At 65.6% G+C, this 26,560-nt stretch carries 25 protein-coding genes and 1 tRNA gene; 13 read left to right on the forward strand and 13 right to left on the reverse strand.

Annotated features, from left to right (window positions below; all coding sequences use genetic code 11):
• Window positions 1-264 precede the first annotated feature (264 nt).
• A complete protein-coding gene (locus LR948_RS12085; RefSeq protein ID WP_232754284.1) occupies window positions 265-771 on the forward strand; it encodes a DUF1993 domain-containing protein in 507 nt (168 codons plus the stop codon).
• Window positions 772-781: 10 nt separating this feature from the next.
• On the opposite strand, the gene LR948_RS12090 is transcribed toward LR948_RS12085, so the two are convergent.
• Window positions 782-1,495, reverse strand: coding sequence for a response regulator transcription factor (locus tag LR948_RS12090; protein WP_232754285.1), 714 nt, complete (start codon window positions 1,493-1,495; stop codon window positions 782-784).
• Between the two features lie 148 nt (window positions 1,496-1,643).
• Here LR948_RS12090 and mce point away from each other — a divergent pair, with 148 nt between their 5' ends.
• Both mce and LR948_RS12100 read left to right on the forward strand, forming a co-directional pair.
• Complete coding sequence (gene mce / locus LR948_RS12095; protein ID WP_232754286.1) at window positions 1,644-2,048, forward strand: methylmalonyl-CoA epimerase; 405 nt, start codon at window positions 1,644-1,646, stop codon at window positions 2,046-2,048.
• 37 nt (window positions 2,049-2,085) lie between these two features.
• A complete protein-coding gene (locus tag LR948_RS12100; protein ID WP_232754287.1) occupies window positions 2,086-2,364 on the forward strand; it encodes a DUF1467 family protein in 279 nt (92 codons plus the stop codon).
• 697 nt (window positions 2,365-3,061) lie between these two features.
• Here the strand turns inward: LR948_RS12100 and LR948_RS12105 are convergent.
• The 4 genes from LR948_RS12105 to LR948_RS12120 all read right to left on the reverse strand — a co-directional run bounded on the left by LR948_RS12105 (window position 3,062) and on the right by LR948_RS12120 (window position 5,117).
• Complete coding sequence (locus LR948_RS12105; protein WP_232754288.1) at window positions 3,062-3,757, reverse strand: EI24 domain-containing protein; 696 nt, start codon at window positions 3,755-3,757, stop codon at window positions 3,062-3,064.
• A complete protein-coding gene (locus tag LR948_RS12110; protein ID WP_232754289.1) occupies window positions 3,754-4,332 on the reverse strand; it encodes a nitroreductase in 579 nt (192 codons plus the stop codon). Before LR948_RS12110 ends, LR948_RS12105 begins: the two co-directional genes overlap by 4 nt.
• Before the next feature lie 124 nt (window positions 4,333-4,456).
• A complete protein-coding gene (locus LR948_RS12115) occupies window positions 4,457-4,684 on the reverse strand; it encodes a hypothetical protein (RefSeq protein ID WP_232754290.1) in 228 nt (75 codons plus the stop codon).
• A 58-nt stretch (window positions 4,685-4,742) separates the two neighbouring features.
• On the reverse strand, window positions 4,743-5,117 hold the full coding sequence (locus LR948_RS12120) for a thiol-disulfide oxidoreductase DCC family protein (RefSeq protein WP_232754291.1): 375 nt from the start codon (window positions 5,115-5,117) through the stop codon (window positions 4,743-4,745).
• Between the two features lie 119 nt (window positions 5,118-5,236).
• Here LR948_RS12120 and LR948_RS12125 point away from each other — a divergent pair, with 119 nt between their 5' ends.
• Entirely contained in the window at window positions 5,237-5,962 is a 726-nt protein-coding gene (locus LR948_RS12125) for a M48 family metallopeptidase (protein WP_232754292.1), read from the forward strand.
• Between the two features lie 594 nt (window positions 5,963-6,556).
• Here the strand turns inward: LR948_RS12125 and LR948_RS12130 are convergent.
• Window positions 6,557-7,546, reverse strand: a complete 990-nt coding sequence (locus tag LR948_RS12130) for a complex I NDUFA9 subunit family protein (RefSeq protein ID WP_232754293.1) — start codon at window positions 7,544-7,546, stop codon at window positions 6,557-6,559.
• A gap of 147 nt (window positions 7,547-7,693) precedes the next feature.
• On the opposite strand from LR948_RS12130, the gene LR948_RS12135 reads away from it, so the two are divergent.
• Window positions 7,694-7,779: transfer RNA gene (locus LR948_RS12135), tRNA-Leu, on the forward strand.
• Window positions 7,780-7,916: 137 nt separating this feature from the next.
• On the opposite strand, the gene LR948_RS12140 is transcribed toward LR948_RS12135, so the two are convergent.
• Window positions 7,917-8,285 carry a hypothetical protein gene (locus tag LR948_RS12140; RefSeq protein ID WP_232754294.1) on the reverse strand — a complete coding sequence of 123 codons (369 nt, stop codon included), beginning with the start codon at window positions 8,283-8,285 and terminating at the stop codon, window positions 7,917-7,919.
• A gap of 407 nt (window positions 8,286-8,692) precedes the next feature.
• Window positions 8,693-9,976 carry a MobA/MobL family protein gene (locus tag LR948_RS12145; RefSeq protein ID WP_255702965.1) on the reverse strand — a complete coding sequence of 428 codons (1,284 nt, stop codon included), beginning with the start codon at window positions 9,974-9,976 and terminating at the stop codon, window positions 8,693-8,695.
• 214 nt (window positions 9,977-10,190) lie between these two features.
• Here LR948_RS12145 and LR948_RS12150 point away from each other — a divergent pair, with 214 nt between their 5' ends.
• The gene (locus LR948_RS12150; RefSeq protein ID WP_232754296.1) at window positions 10,191-10,514 is read left to right on the forward strand and encodes a hypothetical protein; all 324 of its coding nucleotides are present in this window, start codon (window positions 10,191-10,193) and stop codon (window positions 10,512-10,514) included.
• Window positions 10,515-10,544: 30 nt separating this feature from the next.
• Here LR948_RS12150 and LR948_RS12155 read toward each other — a convergent pair whose 3' ends face one another.
• Complete coding sequence (locus tag LR948_RS12155; RefSeq protein ID WP_232754297.1) at window positions 10,545-11,414, reverse strand: hypothetical protein; 870 nt, start codon at window positions 11,412-11,414, stop codon at window positions 10,545-10,547.
• Between the two features lie 584 nt (window positions 11,415-11,998).
• Here LR948_RS12155 and LR948_RS12160 point away from each other — a divergent pair.
• The 5 genes from LR948_RS12160 to LR948_RS12180 all read left to right on the forward strand — a co-directional run bounded on the left by LR948_RS12160 (window position 11,999) and on the right by LR948_RS12180 (window position 18,949).
• Window positions 11,999-12,718: a hypothetical protein gene (locus LR948_RS12160; protein ID WP_232754298.1), complete on the forward strand. Its 720-nt coding sequence runs from the start codon at window positions 11,999-12,001 to the stop codon at window positions 12,716-12,718.
• 157 nt (window positions 12,719-12,875) lie between these two features.
• Window positions 12,876-14,414 (forward strand): site-specific DNA-methyltransferase, encoded by a 1,539-nt coding sequence (locus LR948_RS12165; protein ID WP_232754299.1) that lies wholly within the window; start codon window positions 12,876-12,878, stop codon window positions 14,412-14,414.
• A 2-nt stretch (window positions 14,415-14,416) separates the two neighbouring features.
• Complete coding sequence (locus LR948_RS12170) at window positions 14,417-17,098, forward strand: DEAD/DEAH box helicase (protein ID WP_232754300.1); 2,682 nt, start codon at window positions 14,417-14,419, stop codon at window positions 17,096-17,098.
• A 190-nt stretch (window positions 17,099-17,288) separates the two neighbouring features.
• Window positions 17,289-17,879 carry a hypothetical protein gene (locus tag LR948_RS12175; protein WP_232754301.1) on the forward strand — a complete coding sequence of 197 codons (591 nt, stop codon included), beginning with the start codon at window positions 17,289-17,291 and terminating at the stop codon, window positions 17,877-17,879.
• Window positions 17,879-18,949, forward strand: coding sequence for an ImmA/IrrE family metallo-endopeptidase (locus LR948_RS12180; RefSeq protein WP_232754302.1), 1,071 nt, complete (start codon window positions 17,879-17,881; stop codon window positions 18,947-18,949). Before LR948_RS12175 ends, LR948_RS12180 begins: the two co-directional genes overlap by 1 nt.
• Before the next feature lie 10 nt (window positions 18,950-18,959).
• On the opposite strand, the gene LR948_RS12185 is transcribed toward LR948_RS12180, so the two are convergent.
• The 3 genes from LR948_RS12185 to LR948_RS12195 form a co-directional block, all read right to left on the reverse strand.
• Window positions 18,960-19,130, reverse strand: coding sequence for a hypothetical protein (locus LR948_RS12185; protein WP_232754303.1), 171 nt, complete (start codon window positions 19,128-19,130; stop codon window positions 18,960-18,962).
• 63 nt (window positions 19,131-19,193) lie between these two features.
• The gene (locus tag LR948_RS12190; protein ID WP_232754304.1) at window positions 19,194-20,639 is read right to left on the reverse strand and encodes a DUF6538 domain-containing protein; all 1,446 of its coding nucleotides are present in this window, start codon (window positions 20,637-20,639) and stop codon (window positions 19,194-19,196) included.
• A 243-nt stretch (window positions 20,640-20,882) separates the two neighbouring features.
• Window positions 20,883-21,773: a helix-turn-helix domain-containing protein gene (locus LR948_RS12195; RefSeq protein WP_232754305.1), complete on the reverse strand. Its 891-nt coding sequence runs from the start codon at window positions 21,771-21,773 to the stop codon at window positions 20,883-20,885.
• Between the two features lie 101 nt (window positions 21,774-21,874).
• On the opposite strand from LR948_RS12195, the gene LR948_RS12200 reads away from it, so the two are divergent.
• On the forward strand, window positions 21,875-23,227 hold the full coding sequence (locus LR948_RS12200; RefSeq protein ID WP_232754306.1) for an ABC transporter substrate-binding protein: 1,353 nt from the start codon (window positions 21,875-21,877) through the stop codon (window positions 23,225-23,227).
• Window positions 23,228-23,325: 98 nt separating this feature from the next.
• Complete coding sequence (locus tag LR948_RS12205; protein ID WP_232754307.1) at window positions 23,326-25,410, forward strand: alpha-galactosidase; 2,085 nt, start codon at window positions 23,326-23,328, stop codon at window positions 25,408-25,410.
• A 16-nt stretch (window positions 25,411-25,426) separates the two neighbouring features.
• On the opposite strand, the gene LR948_RS12210 is transcribed toward LR948_RS12205, so the two are convergent.
• Window positions 25,427-26,536 (reverse strand): hypothetical protein, encoded by a 1,110-nt coding sequence (locus LR948_RS12210; RefSeq protein WP_232754308.1) that lies wholly within the window; start codon window positions 26,534-26,536, stop codon window positions 25,427-25,429.
• Window positions 26,537-26,560: the final 24 nt, after the last annotated feature.

Consider the following 26,560-nt stretch of genomic DNA (forward strand, 5'->3'; position numbering starts at 1 on the left):
GCAGTGGGCCCGCGTCATGCGGCCTCGGAGCGTGAGCTCCGGGACCAAGGCCCACGTCACGAGGCCTCGGGGGCGTGAGGCCCGGGACCAAGGCCCGCGTCACGCGAGGCATCGGGGCATACGCTCCGGGACCAGGGCCCGAGACATGAGACCCCGGGTTCAGCACTCCACGAATAGGCGCGGGCCGGCTTGACGCCGGCCCTGCCGCGAGGCTTCGTCGGGGAGGCGTCCGAAGAGGGCGCCCGCCCCGAGGAAGGACCCGCCATGACCCCGCCGCTTTACGCCGCCTCCGTCCCGGTCTTCGGACATTACCTCGACCGCGCCGAGGCACTGGTCGCCCAGGCCGAGACCGCGCCCGAGGCGCTGAAGGGCCAGCTTGCCCCCGACATGTTCACCGGCGCCCAGCAGTTCGCCACCGCGGCGGGCTTCGCGCTGCGCACCGCCTGCCCGCTGGCCGGGCGCGAGGTGCCCGAGACCCCGCACCTGGGCCTCGATGCCGAGGGGCTGCGGGCGCGCTTCGCCTTCGCCCGCGAGGGGCTCGCCGCGCTGGACCCAGGCGCCTTCGAGGGCGCCGAGGACCGCCGCATCAGCCATCGCGCGGGTTTTGCCGAGCTCGACCAGAGCGGCAGCGACTTCCTGCATCTCTTCGGGCTGCCGAACTTCTTCTTCCACCTCGGCATGGGCTTTGCCGTCTTGCGGCAGGCGGGGCTCGACATCGGCAAGTCCGATTACGACGGGCTGCACGACTACCCGGCGGGCTTCCGGTTCTGAGCCCCGCGCCCTAGCCCGCCAGCGCCCGGTCGAGCCGGTCCTCGAGCAGTGCCCGCAGCCGCGTCAGCCCGGGGCCGAGGGGCGCGCCGCTGACGCCCGCGCCGGCCAGCACCTCGGCGGCCTCGCCCAGAACATGATCTCCCGCCGTCGCCGCCAGCCCCGCGACGAAGCGCGCCGCATAGTCGATGCGCGCGGCGTCGGGGTCTTCGGACAAGACGCTCAGCGCATGGGCCACGTCGTCGCGGAAGGCCTCGGGGTCGGGCCGGTCGAGCACCTGGGCGACATGGCGCGGGCCCAGCGGATGCTGCCCGCGCGGCAGATGCGCGAGAATCTCGGACTGGAAGACCGCAAGCCCCGGCACCGGCTTCGGCAGGAAGCCGTCGGCGCCCGCGGCGAGCGCCACATCCTCGGTGAAGGGATCGCCGCTCGTGGCCAGAAGCACCGCCACCCGGGGGCTCGCCTGCGCCGCCTCGCGGATCAGCTCGAGCCCCGAGCCGTCGGGCAGGCCGATGTCCACGATCATCCCCGAGGGCCGGTAGACGCCGAGATGCCGCCGCGCCGCCGACAGCCGGTCCGCGCGCCTGAGCCGCGCGCCGCTTTGCAGCGCGAAGAGGCGCAGCGCCTCGCAGGCGTAGCGGCTGTCCTCGACCACCAGGAGCGTCAGGCCCAGCAGCGGGCGCGCCGGGGTCGGGCGCAGGGTCGGGGTGAGCGGGTTCATCTGCATGCCTTGGGGCCTCCTGATCCGGGCGAAACTGCCGCGTCCCAGCTTGCGGGCGGATGGCTAACGAGCGGTTAACGGTCGCACCGCCTTGCGCGCCGGGCCGGGCGCGGGCCATATGGCGGCACGGAATGCCCAGAAGGAGCTTGGCCAGATGATCGGCAGATTGAACCATGTCGCGATTGCCGTGCCCGACCTCGAGGCCGCCTCGGCGCAGTATCGCGGCGCGCTCGGCGCCACGGTCGGCGCGCCCCAGGACGAGCCCGACCATGGCGTGACCGTGGTCTTCATCGAGCTGCCGAACACCAAGATCGAGCTTCTCTACCCCTTAGGCGAGGAAAGCCCGATCCAGGGCTTTCTCGACAAGAACCCCTCGGGCGGCATCCATCACATCTGCTACGAGGTCGAGGACATCCTGGCCGCCCGCGACAAGCTCAAGGGCGAGGGCGCGCGGGTCCTGGGCTCCGGCGAGCCGAAGATCGGTGCCCATGGCAAGCCGGTGCTGTTCCTGCACCCCAAGGATTTCAACGGCTGCCTGATCGAGCTGGAAGAGGTCTGAGGCCCGCCCACGCGTCCCGGCCCCGATAGGAGGCGACATGAGCATTACCTCGGCCATCGTGCTTTACGCGGTGATCTGGTTTCTCACCTTCCTGGTGGTGATCCCGATCCGGCTCGAGACCCAAGGCGACCTCGGCAAGGTGGTGCCCGGCACCCATGCGGGCAGCCCGGAGAATCACCACCTCAAGAAGAAGGCCTGGATCACCTCGGGGGTCTCGGCGGTGATCTGGCTGGTGCTTTTCGTGGTGATCACCTCGGGGTGGCTGACGATCGAGGACATCGACCTGTTCGGCCGGATGGCGCCGGCGGCGGAGTGAGTTTTGGGGGGGTGTGAGGTTGGCGGGGGTTTTGAGGGTGTGGTTCTCTAGCTCTCTAGCCCTCTAGCCCTCTAGCCCTCTAGCCCTCTAGCCCTCTAGCCCGCAAAGGTCGGTGCCGCCCGCCTCTCCGACAAGCGCCCGTTGCCTGCATCCGCACCTGCCTCCCGTGTAGCGGAACCACGCCGTCGCAGAGCCGTGTCTCACCAGTTCCACCCAGCCTTCTCGTAAACTCAGAAGCCGACCGCCCCTTCTTGCGCCCGAATAGCACCGAAGGTGCCGGGCGCGCGCCGGACCGGCCCTATGGGCCGGCGCTCTTGTGGGTGGCGTGCTTAGTTCGGCCCTAGCCCTGACCTTGCTGGGATAAAGCGCCTCGCGCAGAGGTCGGCAGCGCCGTCCCCCGGTCCGGCGCGCGCCCTCTGGTGGGGTGTGTTGAGAGGGCGGAGGGGGCGTCGGGATGGGGTGGTGACGTTGGGCGTGGCTGGAGAGGATGCGCTGCGTCGGGACAGGGACAGGGACAGGGACAGGATCCGTGGCGTGGCGCTAGAAAGCCATGCGAACCGGCAGCGACGCAAAAGGGCGGGTTACGCTCCCCAAGATGCGTCATGTCCCGCAGGTCGTGCTCCAGCGCCCCCCAGAAGCCGCAGCCCCCGGCCAGCCCGAGGTGCACCTTCCATCCTTCCCCAGAAGAACGCCCAACTCACCCCCGCGCGCCGGTCAGCGCGTGATACAAATGCGTGAAGGTCGCCGCCCCCAGGATCGGCACAAGCAGGTTCACCAGGGGCACCGAGAGCGGCACGGCCATCAGCACGCCGGCGAGCCAGATCACCGGCAGGTGGCGGCGGCGCAGCTCGGCGGCGCCCTGGCGGCCGACCCGGCGCATGGCGGCCACGGTGAAATATTCCCGCCCGAGCAGGAAGCCGTTCAGCCCCCAGAAGATCACCGGCGCGAGCGGGGCGAACATCAGGTAGAGCACCAGCGCCAGCACGTTGGCGGCGATCAGCACGCCCAGGAACGCCAGGGTATCGCGCAGGGCCTCGGTGAAGGGGATGCGCCCGGCGGGCGGCAGGCCGGGGTAATGGCGCGCCTCGACGGCCTCGGCCACGTCCTCGAGGAAGATCCCGGTCATCGCCGAGGCCACCGGCACCATCAGGAAGACCGACAGCACCAGCATCAGCACAAGCGAGCCCCAGCTCGCCAGGTCGTCGACCCAGGTGATCTCGCCCAGAAGCGGCAGGCTCACGCTCTCGGGCACCATCCAGCCTACCAGCGTGGCGAACCCCGCGTAGAAGAGCGCGAGCAGCCCCAGCGCGAGGCCCAGGCCCAGCAGCAGCACGCGGCGGAAGCGCGGGTCGCCGAGCTGGCCCAGCGCGCGGGTGAAGGCGGTGAGAATCACGCCTCGGCCCATTCGACGATGGCCTCGAGGTCCGGGCGCGGGCGCTCGGGCGGGGCCGAGGTCTCGGTGCCGATGTGCAGGAAGCCCGCGACGCGCTCCTCGGGCGCGAGGCCCAGGCCCTCGGCCAGAAAGGCGCGGTCATGCGCGGCCCAGCCGGTGAGCCAGTTCGCCCCCCAGCCCGAGGCCAGCGCGGCGTTGAGAAGCGCCAGGCACACCCCGCCCACCGCGTAGGTCTGCTCGAGCGCCGGCACCTTGGGCGAGGGTTTGGGGCTTTCCACCACCGCCACGCAGAGCGGCGAATTGGCGAACTGCGTGCGGCCCTTCTCGACCTGGTCGTCCTCGAGGCCCGCGGCCCGGCCGCGCGTGACCGCCAGCGCCGCCAGCCGGTCGAGCGCGGCGCGCTCCAGCACCACGAAGCGCCAGGGTTCGAGCTTGCCGTGATCGGGGCTGCGCGAGGCGGCGGTCAGGATCGGCATCAACGCCGCGCGGTCGGGCGCGGGGCCGGTGAGCGTCTTGGCCGGGCGCGAGCGGCGGCTGAGCAGGAACTCCATCGCGGCGGGATTGGCGTCGGGCATGGTGACCTCTCGGACTGTGCTGGGCGATATGTCTGCGCAGGGGCCGGCAATATCAACCGCGGATCGCGGTCCGGGCCCGTGATCCGCACCCGCCACGCGTCCGCCAGAGGCCCCCAGCGCGTGGTCAATCGCGCCGGTAGACGCCCTCGGGCAGGTCCAGCGCGGCGGCGAGGTCGCGCATCTGGCTGATCGAGAGGGTGATCTTCATCATCCTGTCGGTCCGCGCGTCGAACTGTTCGATGGTGATGCATTCCTCGAAGGAATGAACGACGACATCCTCCATCAGCGGGGCTTTGCCTTCGTCGACGAGGGTCACGACGGTCGCGTCGAAATCGTGCTCTATGCTGAACATGCCCCGAGCCTAGCCCGGCCCGGGCGCCCAGGGAACCGCCTTTTCGCGACAGCCCGCCTCAGCCGCGGCGCACCGCGGTGCCGCGCGCCACCCGCCGGCGGTGCAGGGCAAAGAGCGCCGGTGCGGCGACATGGTCGTAGAGAAGCTCCGCCGCGCGATGCACGCCGGGCAGCCGCACCAGCCGCGCGAGCCAGTGGAAGCCGGGCATCCGCTCCCAGACCAGCGCGAAGGCGTCGACCCCGTCGTGCACCCGCCCCTCCGCCTCGACGTGGAAGCGCCGGGCGGCGTCGCGGCGGGTCAGCCCGTAGGCGGAAAGGTCGCCCTCGGAGAGCCCGCGGAAGCCGATCTCCAGCCCATGGCGCGCGGCGATCCGCTTGTAGCCCTGCACCTCGCGGGCGCAGATCGGGCAGGTATCGTTGTAGATGACGGTCAAAGTCCCATCCATGGCGGCAGAGATAGGCGTCGGCGCGCTGCCGCCAAGTCGCGGATTCGTGGGTTCCCCATCAATATGAGCGAAGATATGCCTAGGGTATCGGCTCAATGAGAGGTGTCATGCTGCGTCTCGTCCCGCTTCTGCTCGTGATCCTGTCGGCCTGCGCGCCGCTGCCCCAGACCGGTCCGGCCATGCCGCCTTCGGGCGTTCTGACGCCGGTCGGCAGCGACGGCTCGCGCAGCCGCGCCGAGCGTGCCGCCAATACCTTCATCGAGGTGGTGGAGACGGTGGAGCCCGTGGCCGAAAGCGAATGCCGCCGCGTGGCGCCCCGGGCGAACTGCAATTTCATCATTGTCGTGGACGACCGCCCCGGACAGCAGCCCAACGCCTACCAGACGCTGGACCAGGCGGGCCGGCCGATCCTGGCCTTCAACCTCGCGCTGATCGCCTCGGTCGAAAATGCCGACGAGCTGGCCTTCGTGATGGGGCACGAAGCGGCGCATCACGTCCTCGGCCATCTCGAGCGGACGCAGCAGAATGCCACGGTGGGGGCGCTGATCTTCTCCAACCTGGCGGCGGCCTCGGGGGCGAGCCCGGACTACATCCGCGAGGCCGAGCAGCTTGGCGCCCAGGTCGGCGCGCGGCGCTATTCCAAGGATTTCGAGCTCGAGGCCGACCAGCTCGGGACGATCATCACCGGCAAGGCGGGCTACAACCCGGTGCGCGGGGCGGAGTTCTTCCTGCGCATCCCCGATCCCGGCAATAGGTTCCTCGGGACGCATCCGCCGAACGCCTCGCGGATCGACATCGTGCGGCGCACCGCGGCGCAGATGGGGGCGATCTGAGGGTGGCGATCTGAAGGGGGATTTGGCCGAGGATTTTCGTGCGGTTGAGTGGCCTTGCGGCCGGTCGGTGGGCGCCTTCTGATTGCCGTCCCGCGCGCCCAGTGGGTGGCTGAAAGCACTGACCAGCCCCACCCGCCCCCTCTCACCCCGCGCAACAGAGGGCGCGCACCGGACCGAGGGCCGGCGCTACGGACCTCCGAGCTATGCGCTTTATCCCAACAAGGTCAGGGCGAGCGGTGATCTATGCGCTTCGTCCACAAAAGCGCCGGCCCAAGGGGCCGGTCCGGCGCGCGCCCGGCACCTTCGGTGCTGTTCGGGCGCAAGAGGGCGCTTAAGTGGGGAAGGGCAACGTGGGCTGTTGGGGGAGCATGGGCTCGAAAGCGATGGTGTTCATCGAGGGCCTGAGTGGGGTGCAGCGAGGCATTCTCCAGGAATGCCTCACGTCATAGCGACGTTGGATTAGGTTCGCCCGAAGAGCGGCCGCAAGTTATGCAGCGTTGACCACGGCAGCTCGCGCGTCACTAACCGGGCGCCTTACCGCTCTCCCAGCACCAACCGACAGCCAAGCGCCCCGCCAGCGCCGCGCTCAGCCCCTCACCGCCGCTTCAGCGATTCCGCCGACTTCTTGATGTCGAAATACTGCCCCGAGGGCCGGAAGCGCCAGAGGTAGTCCGGCAGCACGGCCTCCATCGAGGTCGGCTCGATCCCGAGATCGGCAAAGCCCCTGGCCTCCCCGGAGACCACGTTGTCGGTCCGCAGGTTCGCCACCTGGTCGCGGGTGATCTGCGCCGGGATCACGCCCAGCGTCAGCTTGGTCACCAGCTCGGACAGGGCCCCGATCACATGCGCCGCGAAGAAGGGAATGTTCAGCACCAACCGCCGCCGCGCGATGACCTCGAGCATGTAGTCCATCAGCTCGCGGAAGCTGTTCACGTCCGGCCCGCCCAGCTCGTAGGTGCCCGGCGCGACCTCGCCCTTGACAGCCTTGAAGGCGGCATGGGCCACGTCGTCGACATAGACCGGCTGGAACCGGGTGCCCGCGCCCACCACCGGCAGGACCGGGCCGAAGCGGGTCATCTGGGCGAAGCGATTGAAGAAGCCGTCCTCGTGGCCGAAGATGATCGAGGGCCGCAGGATCACCGCGCCGGGATAGGCTTCGAGGATCGCCGCCTCGCCCGCCGCCTTGGTGCGCGCGTATTTCGACCGCGAGCCCGAATCCGCCCCGATTGCCGAGACATGCACCAGGGCGCCCACGCCCTCGGCGGCGGCCATGCGCGCGATGCGCTCGGCGCCCTCGGTCTGCACCGCCTCGAAGCTGTTCTTGCCGCTCTCGGCCAGGACGCCCACGCAGTTCACCACCGCATCGGCACCGGTGGTCACGTTGCGCACCGAATCATCGTCGCGGATGTTGCAGAAGACCGGCTCGACCTGGCCCACCACGCCGTAGGTCCGCACGAAGATCGCGTCGTTGGGATGGCGGCAGGCAACCCGCACCCGCCAGCCGTCCTGCGCCATGCGGCGCGCGACGTAGCGGCCCAGGAAGCCGGAGCCGCCGAAGATCGTGACGAGCTTGGATTTGGGCATCGAATTTCTCTCCAGGCGCTGTCGTTGCGACGTTCCTAACCCTGCCCGGCCCGCGCGGCAAGGGAGGCCGGGCGGTGAGGACAGGAAGTCTCGGAATCGGCGTTGACACTGCCCGCCACCACGTCTAAACGGCCCCTCACGCAACCTGCCCAGGTGGCGGAATGGTAGACGCGCCAGCTTCAGGTGCTGGTGTCCGTATGGACGTGGAGGTTCGAGTCCTCTCCTGGGCACCATTCGTCAAGCCTAAAGATCAACATTCGTTGGTTTTCTTAGGTTTTGAGCGGATGGCGAGCGAAAACTGCCCCACAATCTGCACCACGCAGCGGCTCTTAGTACGTCTGCATGGTCGCCCCAGTGGGTGAGCTCGCCTCTACACCCGGAAAGCGAATTTGATGTCGCGCTCGAGATCGGTGAGACGAGCCGCATGCCAGGCAAACCCCGTGTCGATTTCGCGGCCGCAGAATGCGCCTTCGATCTCGACCATGGGTTCTCCCAATACACACAGGAGCTCGTCCGTGAGAGCCCGGATCCGGATGACGAGCTTGCGGGCATCGCGGGTCGCCAGGACCCCATCTGCCAGCTCTTGGAGCGCCACACGCTCGTCGACATCGGTGTCGGCGCGTGCCTGCCGGAGCAGGCTCTCGAGGCTGCCGCCGTGGGTACCGAGATAGGCGTGCAGGCGCTCAAGAACGGCGGCCTGAAGGGCCGCAAAGGTCGGGATAGTCGTGAGTTGGTTCATGTCGGAACCCCGCGCGTCCAGTCCGCGGCGTGTGCCGTGGTTGCTCAACTGGCGCGGTCAGACACCGCCGCGAGAGGGGCGTGGCGGTGGGAGCGCCGTGCGGCATTGCACGACGACCCATCTGAGAGCCCGCGCGGGAGCAGCATCCGCGCTATCTCGGTCTCTCAGAATTTCCGGTGAGACTGGAGATCCCCACCGATTAGGCGCCGCCCCGCTCTGGAGCCGCGTCTCACCGAGACGACGCGGATCCCGAGCGGCGCGGTGCTCCCACGACGGATGCTCGTGCTCGATAGGCCGACTTCAGATTGGCCGGTGTCACATATCTTGCGACCGATCCACGATCACTGGGATGGACAAAAGGGAGGGTCGAGGGAGGGGCCTCCTCCCTCGTCGGCGGGCGGGCCCCGTTAGCCCCGGCTACGTTGAAGATTCCCGCGCTGGGGCTTGCGGATGACGGGCTTGGATCTCGCCTCTTCAGGCGTGCTCTCTCGGAGATCGGGGGAGGTGAAGGTTTCAGGGTCGATTTCTTGTTCGAACTCGTTCGCAGCCTTCTTGTCACTGTCTTTGTCCGCGACGTCCGGCGTTTCTGGCGCGAGAACGCCCTCTGCCATCACGGTAGCGATCGCTGCAGCGTATGGATCGAGCGGCCTCATGCGCGGCTGCTCGAGCGTCGTGGCCTCATCGATGGCCATCTGGCGCTCAGTGTCGGTCTTGGCCTCCGCAATCCGCTGCCTATCGACTTCGGCCCGCTTTCTTCGTTCTTGCTCCCGTTCTGCAGCGACCCGCGCGGAATCCTCGAGTCGGGCCTGCTCTCGTTGTAGCGCCCGGAGTCGCATCCAGCATGACCATCGTTCCGCGTTGTCGGTCCGGATGTGGTCCCGCTTTTCAGATCGCCGGGATGCTGGTGCCTCGTCGCCGCTCCCAGTCATCTTCCGCACTCGTGCGGTCTCCCGCGGTCCCAGGTGCGGCTGCGCTACGAGGCCTTCCGGCGCATCCCCAGCCTCGGCCATCGTCGCATAGGAACGAAGATCGATGCGGGCGCGAGAACCGCGCTTTCTGAGTGCGGCATTGGTGCGCTTCTCCCATTCCGCCCGGATAGCGGTCAGTTCTTCCGGGCCTGTTTTGACATTGTCGAGCACGCGCGTCTTTGGACCGAAAACGCCAGTCTCCGGATCCACGTCTCGCGTTGTGAAGAGGATGTGCGCATGAAAATTCCGGTTCGTCCTGTCCGGGTCCCTCAGCGCCACGATGTAGTCTTTCCATCCCTGGGTGGTCCCTCGTGAATGCCAGAGCGCCTTTCCGGACTTCTTGTCGCGAAAGGTAGGAGCATGGATCGCATAGTGAACCGCAACGCCATACCGGTCCTTCAGCCAACATGAGAATCCATGAACGAGCCTGCGCTGATCGTCGAGCGGCAGCTCGGCGGGCAGCGCAGGGCGAAGTTCCCGTGCCACGCGGGCATTGATCCTTTTCTCCGCGGCCTCAGCCGTGTTCCAGAGATCTTCCGCGCTGCCGGCCCAGTTCACCAGCCCGCCGCCGAGTAGGCCCTGAGTGCGGCGGTAGTTGTAGCTCTGGCCGGTACGATCGTCGGTCATTCCTGTCCGCGAAATGTAAGCGGCAGCTGCGATGGCAGATCGGCCCTTGCCGCGAGAGAGCACAAGAAGTGGGCAGTGGCTTGCAGGGTGTATCATACCCCGGAAAGTCGCGCCCCTTCGTGATCTTCGCTCCTGGAAAAAGCCCGCGGCAGGCGCGCTGCATAGGAACTATGCGTAATTGCGCCCTTGCCGTTCCGGCGGCGGGCTACGACGCCAGGCTGATCTCGATGCTTTTCTACAGAATAATGCCCCCGATTATCGAGTGCAGGCGCCATCTCCCTTTCGCACCCAAACGAGGAAGAGACTCAACATGTCGAAATACAGAGAGAAGATCGCTCGGATCGAGGAGAAGGTGGCACAGGATCAGCAGCGCCTGCGCGATCTGAAGAGCCGAGAGACCGCGGAGAGGCGCAGAAACGATACAAGACGGAAGATCCTCTATGGAGCAGCAATCCTCAGTCTGATCGACACACTGCCGGAAGACAAAAAGGAAGATTTCCTAAGACGTATCCATAGGCACATCCACAAGGAAAAAGACCGCACATTCCTCGAGCTGGAAGAACCGCTCGAAGAAGAAAGTGCTGAGCACGACGACAGCGGGCCTCTTCAAGGGCTCCTGGATTTGACGGAGTGAGCTGCATCGACTGACCCTGCTATACGAGTCCTATCTGACGACAGTGGAACGAAGGCGGTCACGGAGTTCTCGCTCATTCAAACTGCGATGTGGCTGTCCGGGCAAGATCTGGATCACGCGCCCGGTGCCCGCACCGAACTTGTAGAGGCGCTCCGGTTGCCACGACGTCTTGGCGTGCTGAACCTTTACGACGACACGAGTGGGCCTGTCGTCGAGCGGACCTCTTTGGGGCGCGATCAGGTAGGAATGGTCCAGCCTGCTGGCGACGCGCTCGACGGCACGGCACCAGCGCTTTTTGACAGCATGCCAGTCCGGCTGGCTCGGGCTCTGCGGATCACTCGCGCGCGCAGTACCGAAACGATCTTGTCTCTGGCCGTCAGCACTGCCCAGCCTGAGGCTTGCCTTCGAGGGCGCTGCCCGGAACGGCAGGTCTATGACCGGCCAGTCACGCCCCTCGACGAGCCGCACCAACATGACGAATATGGCCTCCTCGGTCGTGACGGCAGCGGCGAGGTCTTCGGTCTGCAACATCCCGAACCCGCCCTCCGAGTTGTTCGACTTGAGGGTGTCGCGGAAGCGCTCTGTGAAGAGGAAGGTCAGGCGTCTGGGATCCTCCCGTCTTAGCGCTTTGAACAGACCCACGTCTGCAAGGTCTGCAAGCCCTCGGTCGATCCAGCGGTGATCACGACAGCCCCGGGCGGCAGTCAGATCGGCGATGTCCGCGCACCAGATCGTTCGCTCTCGCATCAGCGACGGTCCTGCTGCGGGTAGCCCTCCACAGGAGATCGCCACCTGGCATAGTAGCCCGTGCACCAGTCGCGCCGCCTGAAGCGATGGCATTCGGGTCGAAAGAAAACGAGCGGCGTTGTGGGGAAGCTTGTACTGCCGGCTTATATGCATGGGGACCTCCTTGCCTTGCCACCGGGAGCTGGGTCTCACGGCGTGAAGAGGGAAATGCGAAGACCTGCCCGTTCAGGTGGTCAAACCAACCGCACGAATAGCCAAACGACCCGCGGAGCTGGCCAGGCCGGTTCTACAGCCGGTCATACTGTCCTGTTTTTGAGATGTTTTTCCCGCATGCGTGGCGCGCTGGTACGTATTCACGGCCTTCTACGACGTGCCGGTGGCTTCCGATGAAGCGCAAAGCATTGCCTTGCATCTGAAATCCTACAGGAGAATCACGTAGCAACCATAGAATTAGGGGGAACCCCCATGCGTGCTTCGTATCTTCGGTGGCAATGCTGGCGCGCCCCTTCTCGGCCACCGTTCCTGCGCGAGACCGACGGTCCACCGGTAGTCCAAGGTCGGCGATATCCCCTGCACCGCGAGACCGCGGTGACAGCCAGGATTAGGGCCGTAACCGAGGTTCGACTTTGACTTGCAAGAATGTCCTGTATTTCTGCGGAAATCTTTTTCTCAAACCGCTTCTGCACCTGACCGGCCAAGCCAATCTCCCGATCATCAGTCGCGATCAGGAGGCAAGAATGCTCATTCCAGCACCAGATATCCCGCTCAACCTCGAGAAGAAACTGACGACCGAAGTCTCGAGATTTCTCCGTACATACGACGATATGACCCTTGCCGAGGCTCGCCGATTGCTCAAGGGTCACGATTTCCGCATGCCCGTGCATTGCTCGCTATCGTTTCATAAGAATGGATCCCTAAAGAAGGTCCACATCGCCGAAAATACTAAATCCAAAGAGCCATGGCCCTTCCAGTTCGGAACAACCATTCGCTTTCTCTCATCGTCGTGGCACGGCACCAGGGAGCTCTGGGTGCCTTTTCTGCGATGGTGCGCCAGCCTGGAGGCAAAGAGGCTCGAACCGCTCGGACTTCTGAGACCAGACAGAATATCTGATGAAGTTCTTGCCGAGCTCATTCGAAAGCTTCCCAATTTTCGGCAACATCTCCATTTTTCGGTGGAGGATGCTTCGGCTCTGATGCTCCACCTCATGGCCACGCGGGAGTTGAAGTTGCGGCAAACCGGCAGCGCCCATCAACGTCTGGAACGGGCAACTCGTCCCGTTCCAGCCAAAGTCCTCCAGCACCTCGAAGATGAGCGTGCAGCAGCCTTTGACTGGTTTGAGCGTGAGAAGGCTGAAGGATATCCTCCCCACCTTTCGTTTCAACTCGATGGCCTGTCGGAAGAGGATCGGTGCATCTTGCGTTATCGGGAGGTGTGCTACGAGAAAAACTCGACATGATCTCTGCGCTCTCTCCCAGCATGTGAGGTCGCGCCTCGACGCCACTCCACGATCCTCAAGACGCCGCTTCGCGCGGCGTCTTTTCTGTTTTTGTTCGGTGCGATAGTGTCTCGGTGAACCCGGCATCGAAGACGGGATCAAGAACCGGGGGACGGGCATGCCGCTTTTGCATTGGTTGACGAGGGACGAGGATCTGCGGGCGGCGGATCGGGTGCCGTACCGGCTGCTTGACGAGGTGCCCGATCTGAGCGCCGGAGAGGGCGACGAGGGCCTGCTGGTGCAGGGGGACAACCTCGAGGCGCTGAAGGCGCTCCTGCCCTTCTACGCGGGCCGGGTGAAGTGCATCTACATCGACCCGCCCTACAACACCCGTTCGGCCTTCGAGCATTACGACGACAGCCTCGAACACGCGAAGTGGCTGGCCATGATCGTGCCTCGGCTGATGCTGCTGCGCGAGTTCCTGAGCGAAGACGGCTCGATCTGGGTGTCGATCGATGACAATGAGGGACACTACCTCAAGGTCGTCATGGATGAGATCTTTGGGCGGCGGAATTTCGTCGATACCGTGACCTGGCAAATGATCTATACTCGGAAAAATTCTGCACGTTACTTCACCGGGCAGACTGAGTTCATTCTGCCATACGCGAAGAATAAAGATTCGATGCTGTTCAATATGCTTCCGCGCAGCGAGGAGCAGAACAAAAACTTCAAGAATCCGGACAATGATCCGAGAGGGAGTTGGATCGATAGCGCCATGCATGCCCGAAATTTCTATAGCAAAGGTAGCTATGAAGTAATTTCTCCTTCTGGCAAAAAGTTCAGCCCGCCGCAGGGGCGCTACTGGAGCGTTTCACAAGAGAATTTTCGGCGTCTTGATCAAGAGTCACGTATCTGGTGGGGTCCTCATGGTTCTAACGCCCCTCGAAAAAAAACCTTCTTGGACGAAGTCAAACAAGGGGTGGTCCCGGGTAATCTTTGGACACACTCAGACGCGGGACATAATGCGCAAGCCAAAGATGAAGCGAAGAGACTTTTCTCCGAAGGTGAGATATTCATAACTCCGAAGCCGGAGCGCCTCATTCAACGCATTCTCCATATCGCAACGAACTCGGGCGACCTGGTCCTCGACAGCTTCCTCGGCTCCGGCACCACGGCGGCCGTCGCCCACAAGATGGGCCGCCGATGGATCGGTGTCGAAATGGGCGAGCATGCCCGCACCCACTGCGCCCTGCGCCTGCAGAAGGTGGTCGAAGGAGAACAGGGCGGCATCTCAAAGGACGTCGGCTGGGAGGGCGGCGGCGGCTTTCGCTTCTGCGCCCTCGGCTCGGCTGTGTTCGACGAGGACGGTCGGATCGATTCTGCCATCCTCTTTGCCGACCTCGCCCACCATGTCTGGTTCTCTGAGACGCGGCAGCCCATGATTGTCCCGCCCACCGGCCCGCTCCTCGGCGTGCATGGCGAGCGCGCCGTCGCCTTGCTCTACAACGGCATCCTGAAAGACCGCAGCCCCGGTGGCGGCAACGTGCTGACCCGCGCGGTGCTGAAGCTGATCCGCGACGACCTCGCCGCGGCTGAGCCGGATTTCGAGGGCGATCTGGTCGTCTACGGCGCCGCTTGTCGCCTGTCCGAGGCCACGCTGAAGGAACAGGGCATCCAGTTCCGCCAGACACCCTACGACATCTCGGCGCGGACGTGACCATGCAGCTCAAAACCTACCAGAAGGCCACGCTGGACACTCTCGACGCCTTCTTCACCCGGGCCCTCGCCACGGGGCCGTCCGATGCCTTCCAGCACTGCGTGGAAGAGCAGGAGAAGCTCGCGCGCCTCGAGGGTCAAAAACCGGAGCCACGGGCCTACAAGCCCCTCGAGGCGCTTCCTGACGTGCCCTACGTCTGCCTGCGCCTGCCGACCGGCGGCGGCAAGACACTGCTGGCAGCCGAGACGATCCGCCTGGCCACCCGAAGCTACCTGCGCCGCACATGGCCCTTGACGCTCTGGTTCGTGCCTTCGGACGCGATCAAGAGCCAGACGCTGGAGGCGCTCAAGGACCGGACCCACCCCTATCGACGCCGGCTCGACGAGAATTTCGGCGGCCATGTCCGGGTGCTCGACATCGCAGAGTTCGAGATGTTGCGCCCGCAGGACCTGTCGAGGTCGGCCTGCATCGTCGTCTCGACGATCCAGGCGTTCCGGGTGGCCAACACAACCGGCCGCAAGGTATATTCCCATCACGAGGAGCTGGAGCCCCATTTCTCCGGCGTGCCCATCGAGGGAATGGAGGTCGTGTCGCCCGAGGAGGCGACCGAGAACGACATGCTGACCGAAGGGGCGGTGAAGTTCTCCTTCGCCAACCTGCTCTACCATCAGCGGCCCCTGATGATCGTCGACGAGGCGCACAACGCTGTCTCGGGCCTTACACGCGAGGTCCAGGCCCGGATCCGGCCGGCTGCCATCGTGGAGTTTACTGCGACCCCGCGCGGCCGGAACAACATCCTTCATTCCGTTACGGCGAGCGCGCTCAAGGACGAGGAGATGATCAAGCTCCCGATCCGGGTCCGGCCGCATGATGACTGGCGTGAGGCTGTCACGGGCGCCGTTGCGACCCGCAACATGCTTGAGGAGAAGGCGAAGCGGGACCGCAACCATATCCGGCCCGTAGTGCTCTACCAGGCCCAGGCGAGGAACGGGCACCCGACTGTGGCAGAGCTGAAGAAATACCTGATCGAAGAGAAGTTGATCCCCGAGGACCGGATTAAGATCGCCACCGGGGAGCAGCGAGAGCTGGATGGCGTCAACCTGCGCGACCCCGCGGAGCAGACCCGCCACGTGATCACGGTGGACGCGCTGAAGGAGGGCTGGGACTGCCCCTCGGCCTATGTCCTCTGCGCCACCCAGAGGCTGCAGAGCCGGGGTGCCGTCGAACAGCTCCTCGGGCGGGTCCTGCGGATGCCCTACGCGGTCCGAAGGAGGGACGCGGCCTTGAACTGCGCCTACGCCCACGTCTCGGAGCCATCGTTCCGGGAGGCTGCTCAGGCCCTGACCGACAAGTTGATCGACATGGGCTTCACTGACGAGGAGGTGCGAGAGTCCCTGAAGCCGCGCGGGGTCGAGCAAAATGACCAAGGGGAGCTATTTGACCCGGATCCTGTGCGCCCGAAGCCCGTCCTCCAGTTCACGGTGCCTGACAGCGAGGATGCCCGTGAGCGCCTGAATGCATGGCAAGATGCGGGCGTCGACTACATCCACCGCGACGACGGGACGCTGGTCGTCGGCGTGAAGGGCGAGGTGACCGACGAGGTCGCCGAAGGGGTCCGCGAAATGACGCCCGAGGAGGATCATGCCCACTTCAATGCTCAGCTCGAAAAACATCGGGCTACCATCGAGGCCAGCCGCACGCTCGCCCAGAAGGGCCATGTCATCGAGATCCCCCAGCTCCTGGTGGAGATGGAGGGAGAGACCTTCCTCGCCGAGACCGATGCGATCATGGAGCGCGTCGATTGGTCCCTGGATCGCCATCCGGCGCGCCTGACCGAACAGGAGCTGACCTTCCACCGGTCACAGGACGTCATCGAAATCGACCTCGAGGGAGAGAAGCTGGTCTACAGCCGGATGACGGAAGAGCAGCCGATCCTGTCCGGCCTGCATGTCCCTTCGGATGCGGACCTTGAGGCATCACTCGTGCAATGGCTGGAGCGGGAATGCCGGGTGTCGGACATTCCCCAAGCCGAGATGCTGCCGTGGATCGTCGCCGTGGTGGCGGACCTGGTAACGAACAGGGAGGTCAATATCCGCACCTTGATCGACTGGCAGCACCAGATCGCCGCGCGGATCCGGTGGAAGATCCAGACGATCCGCAACGAGGAGAAGATCCGAGCGCATCAGATTGCGTTGTTCGATGATCAGGCGAAACCGACGTGGTTCGACAGCCGCGTGGTTCGCTTCGACGACACGATCTACCAGAACGTGCCTACGCAGACGATCGGGGCCTTCCGGTTCAAGCGCCACCTGCTGGGCGCCGATCGCGCCCCACTCATCGATGGAGACCTGAACGGCGAGGAATTCCAGTGCGCCTGGAGCCTCGACAGCCTTGATGACGTCGATGTGTGGGTCCGCAACGTGGCGCGGCACCCGGACTCCTTTTCGCTGCCCAGGATTAGTCGTCGGTTCTACCCGGATTTCGTGGCGAAGCTCCGCGATGGTCGCGTCTTCGTCGTCGAATACAAGGGCGAGCACCTGATAGGTGCGCCCGAGGCGCGCGAGAAAGATGCGATCGGGCGGATATGGGCCCGCACCACGGGGAACGTCTTCCTTATGGTGCGGAAGGTGGCCCACGGCGTCGAGATGACTGATCAGATGAGGAACGCAGTTGCTGCGCTCTGATAGGTGTGGATTTCAGGACGGGCGGAGTCCGGCCGTTCGCTGCGTCGGCACGCCGTCTGGGGCACTGATAGGGGAGCAGACAATCGGACCAATCAACCACAGGCGCGGTGAGAATTTTCGCATGAATAATTTGCTGTTGCTTTTGTAGATCCCGGACACTATATGTCTGGGAAACGAAAGAGGCTTGAGCATGCCGGTTCCCAGTGAAGCTACCGTCCGGTCCATTCTGGATGAAATCCGCGCCCCCATCGTCTCCGCGATCCGAGAGGCGTGGGAGGACTGGCTGGTCAGCGATCGCAACGGCGTCTGGCGTTACAAACGCAGCCGCGCGAATTTCGTCTGGGAGCAGATCATCGAACGCGCGAATAATGCCCTCCTTGGACATGATGCCGTCCATGTGATCGACGGCCACGAGACGATGAAGTTCCTCGTTCGGGACACGGTGCTGTTTCGATTCAAGAAAGCAGATGAGACGGGACGCTCGTCGAACGTTGCTACCCAACTGGCGCTCGCTTTTCACGATCATGACGAGGATCTGTTCGGTTTGCCGGAGGTCCAGCGCGTCGAGGTCGTCTACAAACTGAATCGTCTTGAAACGCAGATCGACGATATCTGCGTTGTCGCCCGCAACGGCGATCAGATCGCCTGGGAATACAGCTTTCTGGATACGGACGAGTCTACGATTTCGTTGCCGATGCCCGAGCCGAAACCCGAACGTCCCGCTGCGCCCATCGTCAAGCTCAAGGGCGCCGCGGACGACCGCAAGAAGCGTCAAGACTAATGCCCGCCGATTTCAATCAGGACCTGCTGCGGATAGCGCGGCAGGCGCGAGGATGGAGTCAGACAGAGCTGTCCTCGCGCTCAGGTGTGTCACAGGCCAATCTATCGAAACTCGAGAACGGGCTGATCGGGCCGACCGAAGACGTGTTGAAGAGCGTCGGCAAAGCCTTGGGTTTTCCGGTCGACTTCTTCTTCCAGAATGACCGGGTCATTGGCCTGCCGATGAGCGTGCAATACCGAAAGCGAGCGAGCGTCGGACAGAAGGCGATCGAGCGCCTGGAAGCCGAACTCAACATCAGGATCCTGCATATCCGAAGACTGCTTGATGCAGCCGAACTGGAGCCGGAGCTGTCTCTTCCGCGCCTGGATGTCGACGAATACGGTGGCGACCCAGAACGTATCGCGGATCTCATCAGGCGCACCTGGCTCGTACCTTCGGGACCGATCCGGGAACTTGTCGGATGGGTAGAACGAGCAGGCTGCATAGTCGTTCATTGCGACTTCGCCGCGCTCAAGGTGGATGGCTTCACGGTTCAGATACCGGACATGCCACCGTGCATCTTCCTCAACCGCAACATGCCGGCTGATCGGCAGCGGTTCAGCCTCGCGCACGAGCTTGGGCATGTTGTTATGCATCAGGTGCCGTCGCCGGAAATGGAAGACGAGGCGAACGAGTTCGCTTCGGCGCTACTCATGCCGGCGCGCGATGTTCGGCCCCATCTTTCCGGCCGGCGCCTTACGATCCAGCGACTCGCCGCATTGAAACCGGTTTGGCACGTGTCCATGGCAGCTCTTCTCTACCGGGCAAAAGAGATCGGGGCGATTACCGACAACCAGAGCCAGTATCTCTGGCGGCAGATGAGCTCGATGGGCTATCGCCGAACAGAGCCGACCGAGCTCGATCTCAAGATCGAGTCACCCACCGTCCTTCCGGAGATCGTGAGGCTGCATCTCGAGGAACTCGGCTACGGCGTGTCTGATCTCGCGCAAGCGCTCCGTTCAAGCGAAGAGGACCTTCACGCGCTACATCCAATGCCGCAGGTCACGCCACGACTGCGAGTGGTGAAGTGAATGTAAAGCCTCAAGCCTCCATGCGCATATAGCGCTCGTAGTCATCCTCCTTGCTCCTGACCTTCTGAAGCTCGCGCTCCAGATGCTGCGCGATCGGAACGAACTTCCGTCCATCTTCGGGCCTTGCCCGTAGGATATCCAAGATGCGCTGATATGCGCCTTCCAGCCTTTCAGGGGTCATAAAACGATCCTTCCTCTTACCTCTGGAAGAGGTCGGATCGTTTCGAGATGGACGGAAAAGTGCCTACTCTACGCGAAAACCCTCGGCATCAAGCACCGCTTTGATGACACGCCAGATCTCCTTTTGCGGTCGGGGCCGCCATGATTCAGTCGGGAAGGCAACCAGCTCGGCCAGGAGGGCCCGGAGCTTGAGTTTCGGTCCATCGCCGTAGACCGGACGCCCTCTGACCTTGCCAACCGAATGCCCGAGCATGAATGCGCGCTCCTCGTTATCCATGCCTGCAGCGCGACCCCGTTCTTCCCATGTGTGCCTTGTGCCGCCGAACGTGTACCCGTTCAGGCCTTCGGGTGGTGCAGGGAAAAGGTTGTTGTCCCGCATGAATTTGTTGATCTCACCTGAGAACGTCCCTTTCGCCCGATATCGAGAGAACCCATCCGGATAGCGACGCATTATCTCCAGAGCACGGCCGAGGAGAGGAATAGCCCTGATAGATGATACATTTTTGATGTGACGGCAAAACTCACCGTCCTCGACATACCTGATCAACATATGCGGAATTTCATGGTCGAGGATGATGTCCTCGGGCGGTGCATGAACGATTTCCGTCTGCCGACCTCCAGTTTCAGCGAGAACGATTGCGATGTCGACGCGCTCATCGACTTCGATCCCTTCTGTTAGTGTGCCGCTGACCAGGTCTCGCACCCATGCGACAGGAAGACTGGCCTTGCCTCCTTGGTTCGAGGATCTGTCCTTCTTCGGCCTTGGTTCGATCTTGAACCCGACGACCGGATTGACAAGCTGGCTCGGGAGAGTCCCCGCAAGGCTGTGAAATTCTGCAACCATCTGGCGAAGGTAGCGAAGACGCTTGATCGCCTGATCATCAGAGATACTCCCCGAATTCACCCTTGCTTGCCAGTGATTGCAATATCGCTGCGCGTCGTCCTCGGTGATCTCGTGCACGTACTTATTGGAGACGACGTCGGCGAAGATACGAGCAGCGTGCTTGTATCGGTTGCGCCATTGCCGCTTTTGGTCAGCGTGCATTCCCTTCAACTTATGCTTACAGCGATCCTCTATGACCGCTGGCATTTCAAGGATCTTGACGTGAGGGACGTCGAGGACGCCGAGTGCTGCCGGTATCATGGGCAAGTCCGCCGGTATTCCAGCGAGCTTTTCTATTCTGCTGACCAGCTTCTCGATCTTCCCGGCGAGGAGGCCATCGACTGGGACATAGGGTAGCTCAAGGTCGTCCAGCAATGCCACTGCAGCTTCGAAAGCCTCGAGAGAAGGACCCTGATCCTCCTGCAGCAAGCGCGCCTTCCAGACCTTTTGCAGCGCCTTCTTTTTCAGGAGGGCGACGCCCCGCGCCTCTGCTTCATCACGGGTTCTCAGAGACTGATTGATCTCGGTTCGTGGCTCTACAGCCTTGAACTCGGCCGGAACTCGCCAGCGCAGGTAATAGACACTGCCGCGGCGCTCGACGCCGTCGACACAGTTAGCTACGGTCATAATAAGGGTGCTCCACAGATTGCCACACAACGGAGCCGCGGATCTCTCTCGTTCAGGCGACCCGATCTGGCTCCAAGTGCCTACAAAGTGGGAGCTTTTTCAGGGCGGCGGAAATCGCGTCTCCGCCGCCGAGAATTCTCTCCTGGGCACCATTTGCGGCTTTCCCCGCAAATGGTTGAGAAAACTGGCCCCGCCGGGCCTCTCCCACCAAAATTTCCGCATATCCGGCCGCGCCCCGCGCGCTCAGATCCGCCCTTGCCGTGCCGCCTTGCGGACCGCGCCGGGCGACATGCCGTAGTGCCGCGTCACCGCCTCGTAGAAGCTCGAGAGCGAGCGGTAGCCTGCGTCCATCGCCACCGAGGAAATCTTCAGGTCGGTCTCCGACAGAAGCACCCAGGCATGCGACAGCCGCGTGCGGTCGATGTGCTGCTTGATCGAGCGCTGGGTGACGCGCCGGAAAAGCGCGCCGGCGTGGCTGGGCGAGAGATCGGTGCAGCCGGTCACATCGCTCACCGAGAGATCCCCGGCAAAATGCTCCGAGATATGGTGCAGCATCCGCTCCACCTGGCCCAGCGCCCGGGCAGAGCGGTCCTCCTGCCGGCTGCCGGGGGCGGGGGCGCGCAAAACCTCCCAGCCCTCGAGCGCGAACCGCGCCAGCCGCGCGTCGATCTCGGCCAGGTGCAGCCGCCGCCAGCGCGGATCGCTCTGGCCCTGTTCGCGCAAGAGCCGGTCGAGCCAGGCGCCGTCCTCGGAGGCCCCCGGCCGGGCGCTCAGCACCGCGCCCCGAAACAGCGCATCCAGGAAGGCCCCACCCGGCCCGCTTTGCAGCATATGCCCGAGCGGCAGGTAGATATTGGTGATCGTCCCGCGGCCCGCGACCTCGGTCACCCGGTGCGGCGCGATGGCCCAGAACAGCGTCAGTCGCCGCTCGGGCAGGGTCACCTCTTCGCCCGAGAAGGCATAGGTCATCGACACGCCGTCGAGGTAGTTCACCTCGATGGAAGCGTGGTGGTGATAGGGTTCGCGAAAGCGCCGCGGGCGGTGGCGCTCGATCAGGAAGCCGCTGTCGGGCGACAGCGAGGGCTCGATCCGGCCCTCGTGGGCGGTGACGGGCGGCGCGTCCTCCTGGGGCATGGCATCTCTCCGGCGATTCCCGGAAGACTATCGTCATTTCCCGGAAGAACGAAGGGGCGGGGCCGCGTTACCTCAAGCCCAGCAACCGGGAGGATTGACTGATGCACAAGCTGATCGCGACAACCGCGCTGACCTGCGCCCTTGCGGGCCCCGCCACGGCGCAAGAGCTGCCCTTTGCGCCCGGCGCCGAGGACCGTTTCAGCTGGAACAGCTTCACCAGCTTTTCCGAGGCGCATGACCTCTCAGGCGAAAGCCTCGAGATCCTCGGGCCCTGGACCGGCAATGACGCGGCGCTGATCTCTTCAGTGGTCGCCTATTTCGCCGAAGCCACCGGCGCCGATGCGCGCTATTCCGGCACCGGCAACTTCGAGCAATCGGTGGTGGTGAGCCTCAACGCCGGCACACCGCCGGGTGTCGCGGCGGTGGCCCAGCCGGGCCTTGCCCGCGACCTCGCCGCCAAGGGGCTGCTGACGCCGCTGGGCCAGGACACCGCAGACTGGGTGCGGCAGAACTATTCCGCGGGCGAAAGCTGGGTCGACCTGGCCAGCTTCGCGGGCCCCGAGGGGGACCAGGGGCTCTACGGGCTGTTCTACAAAGTCGATGTGAAGTCGCTGGTCTGGTATTCGCCCCGCGCCTTCGACGAGATGGGCTACGACGTGCCCGAAAGCCTCGAAGAGCTGAAGGAACTGACCGAGGAGATCGCCGAGGAGGGCGGCACCCCCTGGTGCATCGGCCTGGGATCGAGCGACGCCACCGGCTGGCCCGCGACCGACTGGGTCGAGGACCTGATGCTGCGCCTCCATCCGCCGCAGGACTACGACGCCTGGGTCGCCAACGAGATGCCCTTCGACGACCCCAAGGTGCTGGACGCGATCGAGGAATACGGCTGGTTCGCCCGCACCGAGGGCTTCGTCGCGGGCGGCGCCCAGGCGGCGGCCACCACCGACTTCCGCGACAGCCCGGCGGGCCTCTTCTCGGTGCCGAACGAGTGCTACATGCACAAGCAGGCGACCTTCATCCCGACCTTCTTCCCCGAGGGCGTCGAGATGGGCGAGGACGTGGATTTCTTCTACTTCCCCGCCTCGGAAGAGCGTGACCTCGGCCGCCCGGTGCTGGGCGCGGGCACGATGTTCGTCATCACCGAGGACAGCCCCGCCGCGCGCGCCTTCATCGAGTTCCTGAAGACGCCGATCGCCCATGAGGTCTGGATGGCGCAGTCGGGCTTCCTCACGCCCTTCACCGAGGCGAACCCCGACGCCTATGCCAGCGACATGCTGCGCGAACAGGGGCGCATCCTGACCGATGCCACCACCTTCCGCTTCGACGCCTCGGACCTGATGCCGGGCGAGATCGGCACCTCGGCCTTCTGGTCGGCGATGATCGACTACACCGTCGGCGCCAGCGCCGAAGAGGCGGCGGGACGCGTGCAGGAGCGCTGGGACGGGCTGCGCTGAGGCGGCGACCCACGGCCCCGGCCCCGCCCGGCCCTGCCCCGCCTCCCGGGCGGGGCCGGGGTTTTTCCATCCCCCCACATGACAGAAGGAGCCCCGCGATGACCGGCCCCTGGCGTATCGACGACGCGACGCAAACCCTGGTTCTGGCCGCGACCGGCACGGAGCTGCCCGGCGTGATCTACTGGGGCGATCCGCTGCCCCCCGAGGAGGACCTGGCCGAACTGGCGCGGGCCACGCGCTCGGACATCGGCGGCGGGATGCTCGACGCGCTGCCCGAGCTGACGATCTGCCCGACCCATGGCGCCGGCTTTCCGGGCCAGCCGGGGCTGAGCCTCGCGGACGCGGATGGCGCGCCGCTGCTGCCCCGTCTGAGCCTCGAGGCGGTGGACTGCGACGGCACGCGCGCGCGGGTGCGCGGGCGCGACGCGGCGCTGGGGTTGAGCTACGAGGCGCGGATCGAGACCACGTCTTCGAACGTGCTGAAGCTCTCGGCGCGGCTGACCTCGGAGGCGCCGGTGCGGCTGCAGTGGCTCTCCGCGCCGGTCCTCGCCGCGCCGCAGTCGAGCGCCGAGGTGCTGACCGTGAGCGGGCGCTGGCTCTCGGAGTTCCAGCTCGACCGGCAGCCCTGGCGGCAGGGCGCGATCCTGCAGGAGGCGCTGAACGGGCGCTCCGGGCACGAGCATTTTCCCGGCGCCTACCTGCTGGAGGCCGGAGCCGCCAAAACCCGCGGCGCGGTGCAGGCGCTGCATTACGGCTGGTCGGGCGGGCATCGCTTCCTCGCCGAGGAGCTGTCGGACGGGCGGCGGCAGGTGCAGTTCGGCCATGCGGCGGGCTCCGAACGCGCCCCCGGCACCAGTTTCGAGACCGCGACGCTTTACGCCGCGCATGGCAACGCCGGGCTGAACTCGGCGGCGGTGCGGCTCCAGGCCTATCTGCGCGACGACCACGTCGCCTGGCGCGACCCCGCGCGGCCGCGCCCGGTGCATTACAACTGCTGGGAGGCGGTCTATTTCGACCATGACCTCGAGGTGTTGTCAGACATCGCCGAACGCGCCGCGCGCATCGGGGCGGAGCGCTTCGTGCTGGACGACGGCTGGTTCGGCGCGCGCGACGACGACACCACCTCGCTCGGCGACTGGCAGGTCGATGCGCGGAAATGGCCCGAGGGCCTGGGCCCGCTGATCGACCGGGTGGAGGCCCTGGGGATGCGCTTCGGCCTCTGGGTCGAGCCCGAGATGGTGAACCCGCAAAGCGCGCTCTTCCGCGCCCATCCCGACTGGATCCTCGGGCCCGCCGACCAGACGCTGGGGCGGGCGCAATACGTGCTCGACATGAGCCGCGCGGAGGTGCGCGACCACCTGTTCGAGGCCCTCGACGCGGTCTTCTCGGCGCATCGGATCGACTACGTGAAATGGGATCACAACCGGGTGCTGCCCGTCGCCGATGCCGCCCAGGCGCGCGGGGTCTACGCGCTTTTCGACCGGCTGCGCGCGGCTCATCCGGGCATCGAGTTCGAGACCTGCGCCTCGGGCGGAGGGCGAATCGACTACGGCATCCTGTCCCGGACCGAGCGGGTCTGGCTGTCGGATTCGAACGACGCGCTGGAGCGGCTGCGCATCCAGCACGACGCGGCGCTCTTCCTCCCCGCGGCGGTGACCGGCGCGCATGTGGGCGCGCGCGACAGCCATTCGAGCGGGCGCAGCCTGCCCATGGGTTTTCGCGCCGGGGTGGCCGCGAGCCGCCACATGGGCTTCGAAATGGACCTGCGCGATCTGACCGAGGCGGAAGAGGCGGTGCTGACCCGGCTCACCGCCTGGTGGAAAGCCGCGCGCGGCTGGCTCTTCGGCGCGGCGCTGCACCGGCTCGACAGCGACGACCCGGCGATGACCGGCGAGCTGCAGGTCGCTGCCGACGGCAGCCGCTTCGCGCTCTTTGCGGGCCAGTCACAGACCAGCCGCCAGAGCCTGCCGCGCCCGCTGCGGCTGACCGGGCTCGACCCGGCGGCGCGCTACGAGCTGCGCCTCGCCAACCCCGAGGACGCGCCGCCGCAGAGCCGCGGGCCGAACCGCCTGAAGACGGGCCCGATCCGGGCCTCGGGGCGCTGGCTCATGGCGCAGGGGCTGACCCTGCCCCTGGCCTGGCCGGCCACCATGTGGATCGTCGAGGGCCGCCGTCTGGACTGAGCGGCGCGGGGTACCCCTACCCCGCAGCCGCCCCGCCCTGCGCTCCGCCGGGAGGCGCGGCGCGCAGCCGTTTGATCGTGGCGATCTCCTCGGGGTCGTAGGGCCGCCCGTCGGGGTGCAGGAGATCGTGAAACCAGATGTCGCGCCGGGGGTCGCCGCCATGCGCGGCCACCAGGTCGGCGGGCCAGGGCAGATGGGTCTGGGTGCGCCCGCGCACCAGCCCCCACTGGAAGCAGCCGACGTCCCGCGCGCGGAAGAGCGGCAGCTGGTCGGGGATCGTGCTGCCCACCGCCCGGGCCATCCATTCGGTGCAGAGCATCGGCCGCCCGCGCGCGGCCAGGTGGTCGATGAAGCCCGCCACGGCCTCGCGGCGCCAATAGGCGTGGAAGGTCACGATGTCGGAGAGATCGAGCGCCCTTTGGTCGGCCTCGGTCTGGTAAGGCGCCGCGTCCTCGCCCGGGAGCGGCGTGCTCCAGGCCGCGGCGGTCAGCGGCGCCTCGGGCGCCTCGGCGCGGGCCCAGCCGAAGGCCATTTCCATCAGCGCGATCGCCGCGGGCTCGAGGTCGCGGGGGTACTGGGCGAAGCCCTCGGCGGTGAATTCCATGCGGTTGCCGGGCTCGTTGTAGATGTCCCAGAACAGCACCCGCGGGTCGTCGCGGAAGGCGCGCACCACGCCGCGCACGTAGGATTCGAGCGCGTCCCGATCGGTGCCCGCGACCACCACGTCGCGGCCCGGCGAGGCCACGGCGCGGCTGTTGTGCACGCCCGGAAGCGGGTCCGGCTGCGGGCCCCAGTGGGGCTCCTGCCCGCCGAAGCCGCAATCGTCGAAGAGGCAGGGCGCGACGCGCATCCCCTGCCGCGCGGCCTGGTCCATGACCCAGTCGAGCCGCTGGATCAGCCCCTCGGGGTCATGGCGCCAGGCCAGGCTGTGCAGGTTCACCCGCAGCGCGTTCAGCCCAGCCTCGGCGGCCCAGCCCAGCTCGCGCGCGATGGTGATGCGGTCGAAGCTCTCGGGGTGCCACATCTCGAGGAAGTTGACCGCCGTCGAGGGCAGGAAATTGGCGCCGCAGACCCAGCCGCGGCGCTGCCACCAATCCTGCGCCCGGCTCGGGCTCCAAACCTGCATCTGTCGTCTCCGGCATCTCTGGGG

It is taken from the genome of Roseivivax sp. GX 12232 (genome assembly GCF_021272185.1).
Classification (GTDB): Bacteria; Pseudomonadota; Alphaproteobacteria; order Rhodobacterales; family Rhodobacteraceae; genus Roseivivax.